Source organism: Mesorhizobium sp. M7A.F.Ca.CA.002.04.1.1, from assembly GCF_004022805.1.
In the GTDB taxonomy this organism is placed as follows: domain Bacteria; phylum Pseudomonadota; class Alphaproteobacteria; order Rhizobiales; family Rhizobiaceae; genus Mesorhizobium; species Mesorhizobium ciceri.
Genome location: NZ_RZPL01000373.1, coordinates 1 through 5,475 on the forward strand (window position 1 = coordinate 1; position 5,475 = coordinate 5,475).

6 protein-coding genes are annotated in these 5,475 nt (G+C 64.6%); 1 reads left to right on the forward strand and 5 read right to left on the reverse strand.

Annotated elements, in window-relative coordinates; translation table 11 throughout:
• Positions 1 to 38: 38 nt before the first annotated feature.
• Genes ENZ75_RS19315 through obgE form a run of 3 tightly spaced genes read right to left on the reverse strand, consistent with a single transcriptional unit; the run spans position 39 to position 3,555 of the window.
• The gene (locus ENZ75_RS19315; protein WP_063169216.1) at positions 39 to 1,325 is read right to left on the reverse strand and encodes a glutamate-5-semialdehyde dehydrogenase; all 1,287 of its coding nucleotides are present in this window, start codon (positions 1,323 to 1,325) and stop codon (positions 39 to 41) included.
• A 3-nt stretch (positions 1,326 to 1,328) separates the two neighbouring features.
• Entirely contained in the window at positions 1,329 to 2,519 is a 1,191-nt protein-coding gene (gene proB, locus ENZ75_RS19320) for a glutamate 5-kinase (protein WP_013529068.1), read from the reverse strand.
• A gap of 4 nt (positions 2,520 to 2,523) precedes the next feature.
• A complete protein-coding gene (gene obgE, locus ENZ75_RS19325; RefSeq protein WP_013529067.1) occupies positions 2,524 to 3,555 on the reverse strand; it encodes a GTPase ObgE in 1,032 nt (343 codons plus the stop codon).
• Between the two features lie 134 nt (positions 3,556 to 3,689).
• Here obgE and ENZ75_RS19330 point away from each other — a divergent pair, with 134 nt between their 5' ends.
• The gene (locus ENZ75_RS19330) at positions 3,690 to 4,559 is read left to right on the forward strand and encodes an endonuclease/exonuclease/phosphatase family protein (RefSeq protein ID WP_013529066.1); all 870 of its coding nucleotides are present in this window, start codon (positions 3,690 to 3,692) and stop codon (positions 4,557 to 4,559) included.
• 7 nt (positions 4,560 to 4,566) lie between these two features.
• Here the strand turns inward: ENZ75_RS19330 and ENZ75_RS19335 are convergent, their stop codons facing one another.
• Complete coding sequence (locus ENZ75_RS19335) at positions 4,567 to 5,097, reverse strand: GNAT family protein (RefSeq protein WP_027163447.1); 531 nt, start codon at positions 5,095 to 5,097, stop codon at positions 4,567 to 4,569.
• A gap of 21 nt (positions 5,098 to 5,118) precedes the next feature.
• Positions 5,119 to 5,475 (reverse strand): GNAT family protein (locus tag ENZ75_RS19340; protein WP_164887869.1); only part of this gene is annotated, 357 nt, incomplete at its 5' end.

The window sequence follows — 5,475 nt, forward strand, 5'->3', positions numbered from 1 at the left end:
CGCCACCCTCCCCACAAGGGGAAGGGTAAGACCAGCGCTCAAGGTCTCACCTGTCCCGACCCGCGCACACGGTATTTGAACGACGTCAGCTGTTCGACGCCCACCGGTCCGCGCGCATGCATCTTGCCGGTGGCGATGCCGATCTCGGCGCCCATGCCGAATTCGCCGCCGTCGGCGAACTGCGTCGATGCGTTGTGCAGCAGGATCGCCGAATCGATCTCGTTGAAAAACCGCTCGACGGCTTGCGCATCCTCGGCGACGATCGCCTCGGTGTGATGCGAGGAAAACGTCTCGATATGCTCGATCGCACCACCGATACCGTCGACCAGTTTTACCGCGATGATGGCATCGAGATACTCGGTGATCCAGTCGGCATCGGTCGCCGGTTTGGCGTCGAAAAACACTTTCAGCACCTCGGCATCGGCATGGATTTCGCAGCCGGCGGCGCGAAGTGCATCAAGGATCGGCACCAGATGCGTGGAGGCAACCGCCCGGTCGACCAGCAGCGTCTCTGCGGCACCGCAGACGCCGGTGCGTCGCATCTTGGCGTTGACGGCGATCCTGACAGCCATATCGAGCTTGGCGGAACGGTCGATGTAGAGATGGCAGATGCCTTCGAGATGCGCGAAGACCGGGACCCGCGCCTCGGCCTGCACCCGTCCGACCAGGCTTTTGCCACCGCGCGGGATAATGACGTCGAGGTTGCCGCCCAACCCCTTCAGCATTTCGCCGACGGCGGCGCGGTCGGTGGTCGGCACCAGCTGGATGGCATCCTCCGGCAGGCCCGCTTGCTTCAGCCCTTCGACCAGGCAGGCGTGGATGGCGGCGGAAGAATTGAGCGAATCCGAACCGCCGCGCAGGATCACCGGATTGCCGGCTTTGAGGCACAGCGCGCCGGCATCGGCGGTGACGTTCGGGCGGCTCTCATAGATGACGCCGACGACGCCGAGCGGCGTGCGCACGCGCTCGATATGCAAACCGTTCGGCCGGTCCCACTGCGCGATCACGTCGCCAACCGGATCCCGCAGCGCGGCGATTTCGCGGATGCCGTCGGCCATGGCGCGGATGCGCGCCGGATCGAGCTTCAGCCGGTCCATGAAGGAGGTGGAAAGCCCGGATTCATGACCATTCGAAACATCGATGGCGTTGGCGTCGAGAATGTCCTGCTCACGGGCCACAATCGCCTCGGCCATGGCCAGCAGTGCGGCGTTCTTGGCGGCGGTTGTGGCAATGGCCAGCGGCCGGGCGGCAGCGCGGGCGCGCCGGCCGATATCGGCCATCAGCGCGACAGTGTCATCCCCGGATTTTTCATGCAGTTTCAGCATGGCTCATCCTCCGCTTACATCGCCACCGACCGTGACTTGGTCACCGGCCCCTGTTTGGTCGCCGGCCCGTACTTGGTCACCCGAATGGCTCACCACAAGGTCATCGCGGTGGATCATCGCCGAACGCGCCTCGTAGCCGAGCACGGTTTCGATCTCGGCCGTCTTCAGGCCCGCGATCCTTACGGCATCGGCGGCATCATAGGCAACCAGCCCGCGCGCGATCTCGCGGCCCTCGGGCGACAGGATCGCCACCGTGTCGCCGCGCGAGAAATTGCCGCTGACCAGCTTGACGCCGGCCGGCAGCAACGATTTGCCCGACAGCAGCGCGCCGATGGCGCCGGCATCGACCGTAAGCCGGCCGGCCGGCTCGAGCTGGCCGGCGATCCAGGTTTTGTAGCCCTTGACCGGGTTGCTGCTCGGCCGAAAGAAAGTAGCGCGCTCGCCGCGTTCGATCGCCATCAGCGGCGACAGCCGAGTGCCCGACGTGATGATCATCGCGGTGCCGGCGGCGGTGGCGATCTTGCCGGCATCGAGCTTCGTGCGCATGCCGCCGCGCGACAGCTCGGAAGCGGCCGCACCCGCCATCGCCTCGATATCAGGCGTGATGCGGTCGACCACCGGAATGAATTTGGCGTTGGGGTCGCGCGCCGGCGGCGCGGTGTAGAGCCCGTCGATGTCGGAAAGCAGCACCAAAAGATCGGCGCCCATCATGGTGGCGACGCGGGCCGCCAGCCGGTCATTGTCGCCGTAGCGGATTTCGGAAGTCGCCACCGTGTCGTTCTCGTTGATGACCGGCACTGCCTTCATCTTCAAGAGTGTCGAGATCGTCGCCCGCGCGTTGAGATAGCGGCGGCGCTCCTCGGTGTCGCCGAGCGTCAGCAGGATCTGGCCCGATTTCAGGCTGCCCTTGCCGAGCGCGTCCGACCAGGCGCCGGCCAGCGCGATCTGTCCCACGGCTGCCGCCGCCTGGCTCTCCTCCAGTTTCAGGGCTCGCTTGCCGAGGCCAAGGATGGTGCGGCCAAGCGCGATGGCGCCGGACGAGACGACGAGGATTTCAGCGCCGCCCTGGGCCAGCCCGGCAATGTCGTCGGCGAGCGAAGCCAGCCAGTCGCGCTTCAGGCCCGTCGCGCGGTCGACGAGCAGCGCCGAGCCGATCTTGACGGTGATGCGCCGATATTTTCTCAGCGACTGCATGACCCTATTTGTCCCAGCGCGTCTCGACCGGCGCCGCGATCTGCGCGCGCGCCTCAGCAATCACCGCCATCAGCGCCCGCTGCACCGCCTCGACGCCCTCGCCGGTGACCGCCGACAACAGCATCGGCGCGCGGCCGGCAGCGCGTTTCAGCGAGGCGACCTTCTTCTTGCGCGCATCGGCGTCGAGCGTGTCGACCTGGGAAAGCGCCAGGATCTCGACCTTGTCGGTGAGGCCATGGCCATAGGCGTCGAGCTCGGCTCGCACGGTCTTGTAGGCCTTGCCCGGATTTTCCTCCTGCGCCGAAACCAGATGCAGCAGCACACGCGTGCGCTCGACGTGGCCAAGGAAGCGATCGCCGATGCCGACGCCCTCATGCGCGCCTTCGATGAGGCCCGGAATGTCGGCGATGACGAATTCGCGCGCGTCGATGCGGGCAACGCCGAGGCCGGGATGCAGCGTCGTGAACGGATAGTCGGCGATCTTCGGCTTGGCTGCGGTGACCGCCGCCAGGAATGTCGACTTGCCGGCATTGGGCAGCCCGACCAGCCCGGCATCGGCGATCAGCTTCAGCCGCAGCCAGATGTTGAGCTCTTGCCCCGGCAGGCCGGGATTGGCGCGGCGCGGCGCCTGGTTCGTCGAGGTCTTGAAATGCTGGTTGCCGAAACCGCCATTGCCGCCCTTGGCCAGCAGAAAGCGCTGTCCGACCACGGTCAGGTCGCAGATCAGCGTCTCGTTGTCTTCTTCGAACACCTGCGTTCCGGCCGGCACTTTCAGCGTGACGTCGGCGCCCTTGGCGCCGGTCATGTTGCGGCCCATGCCGTGGACGCCGGTCTTGGCCTTGAAATGCTGCTGATACCGGTAGTCGATCAGCGTGTTCAGCCCGTCGACCGCCTCCAGCCAGACATCGCCGCCGCGGCCGCCGTCGCCGCCATCCGGCCCGCCGAACTCGATGAATTTTTCACGCCGGAACGACACCGAACCGGCGCCGCCGTCACCGGAGCGGATGTATACCTTGGCTTGATCGAGAAATTTCATGAGATTGTACAGTTTCTACTAGTGGCTTTGCGGCATTGCTCTAAACCTTGGCCCTTGCTCTAAACCAAGGCGCGGCGAAGGGCGAGGCCGTTTTGTGACAATGGCCATGTGGGGTTGGCCGGAGAGACGTCGGAATGAAGCTTGTAACCTACAACATCCAGTACGGCATCGGCCTCGACGGGCAGTACGATGTCGGGCGCATCGCCGATGCCGTGCGCGGCGCCGACGTGATCGCTTTGCAGGAGGTGACCCGCAACAATCCTCGGAATGGCGGCCGCGACATGGTCGCCGAGATCGGCGAGGCGCTGCCCGACTATTTCGCCGTCTATGGCAGCAATTTCGAGGCCAATATCGGTTCGCACATCGACAACGGCCGTGCCGTCACGAAAACCTTCCAGCTCGGCAACATGGTGCTGTCTAGGACGCCCATTCATCTGTCGCGCAACCTGCTTTTGCCGCGCAGCCGCAGCTTCGAGATGATGAACTTCCAGCGCGGCGCGCTGGAAGCGCTGATCGAGACGCCGCTTGGTTTCATCCGCTTCTATTCCATCCATCTCGATCACCGCAGCCCCCTCGAACGCGCCAGCCAGATCCAGTTCCTGCGCCAACGCATGCTGAACTATGCGCTCGAAGGCGGAGCACTGTCCGGCGTCGCCGAGATCGGCCTGCCGGAACTGCCGCATCCCGAAGCCTTTGTCGGCATGGGCGATTTCAACATGCTGGCCGGCTCACCCGAATATGTCGAACTCGCCGGCCGGCCGGACCATGAATTCGGCATGCCGCTGACCGCCGACTTCGCCGTCGATGCCGCCTTGCGGCTGAACGCCACCGGCGACGATCTCATCAGTTGGGTCGATCCCAAGCAACCCACCGATCCCAGCCGGCACAAGCGCATCGATTATATCTTTACCAGCGCTTCGCTTGCCAGATCCCTGCAGCGTCTGTGGGTCGACCGAAAGGCAGTCGGCTCGGACCATCTGCCGGTGTGGGTCGAACTGGGCTGATGGCCATTCATCTGGCGGCGTTTTCGCGTTCGACGATCGCCATCATGATCGTATCGCGGTATTCCCCGTCGACATGGACGGCATCGCGCTGCACGCCCTCCCTGACAAACCCGACCTTGTCGTAGAGAGAGATGGCGCGAGCATTGTCGGAATGCACGGAGAGTTCGATGCGGACGAAACCGGCCCTGCGCGCTTGCGCCAAGGTTGCATTGATGAGCCGCAGTCCAAGCCCTCGCCCCCGATAGGGAGGAACAATCCCCATCCCGAGGGAGCCGCGATGGGCATGGATGAGCCGATCATGGCGTGAGATGTCGCACCAGCCGACGACCTCGCCACGAACAACGGCCACGAACCCCGGATCGCCTCTCCCGATACGATCCATTGCGAAACTTCTGACTTGATCCAGCGGTGGCGCCTCAAGGAAGGACAAGTACTTTCGCTCACGCGCTACGACATCGAGCGCGCGATGAAAGCTTTCGATATCCCCAGGCGTCATCGGCGCGATCGCGGCCGTTTCAATATCGCTGCTGTCGACCATTGGTTTGACCGTCGTCATCCATCAGAAATGCACCCAGTTCCGCAGGCTGGTCCAGGTCTTGCGATCGAGCCGGTAGCGCTCGACGGGAACCTGGCCGGCGACGATCGAGTTCAGCATGCCCTGGCCGGCATACTGGAACCCGCACTTGTGGATGACGCGGCGCGAGGCCGGATTGATGACCCGCGTCGAGGCATGCAGGACCTGGATCGACGTCCTCTGGAAGGCGAGATCGACCAGCGCGTGCGCTGCTTCCGTCGCATAGCCCTTCTTCCAGTGCGGCTCGCCGATCCAGTAACCGAGCTCCAGCCCGCGATCGGTGGTGTTGAGGCCGGCGCAACCGACGAAGGTGTCGGTGCCGGCGAGCGTCAGGGCATAAGC

Coding starts and splice junctions, on each gene's coding strand:
- proB (WP_013529068.1), bottom strand. CDS start 2,519: ATGCAGTCGCTGAGAAAATATCGGCGCATCACCGTCAAGATCGGCTCG.
- ENZ75_RS19315 (WP_063169216.1), bottom strand. CDS start 1,325: ATGCTGAAACTGCATGAAAAATCCGGGGATGACACTGTCGCGCTGATG.
- ENZ75_RS19335 (WP_027163447.1), bottom strand. CDS start 5,097: ATGGTCGACAGCAGCGATATTGAAACGGCCGCGATCGCGCCGATGACG.
- obgE (WP_013529067.1), bottom strand. CDS start 3,555: ATGAAATTTCTCGATCAAGCCAAGGTATACATCCGCTCCGGTGACGGC.
- ENZ75_RS19330 (WP_013529066.1), top strand. CDS start 3,690: ATGAAGCTTGTAACCTACAACATCCAGTACGGCATCGGCCTCGACGGG.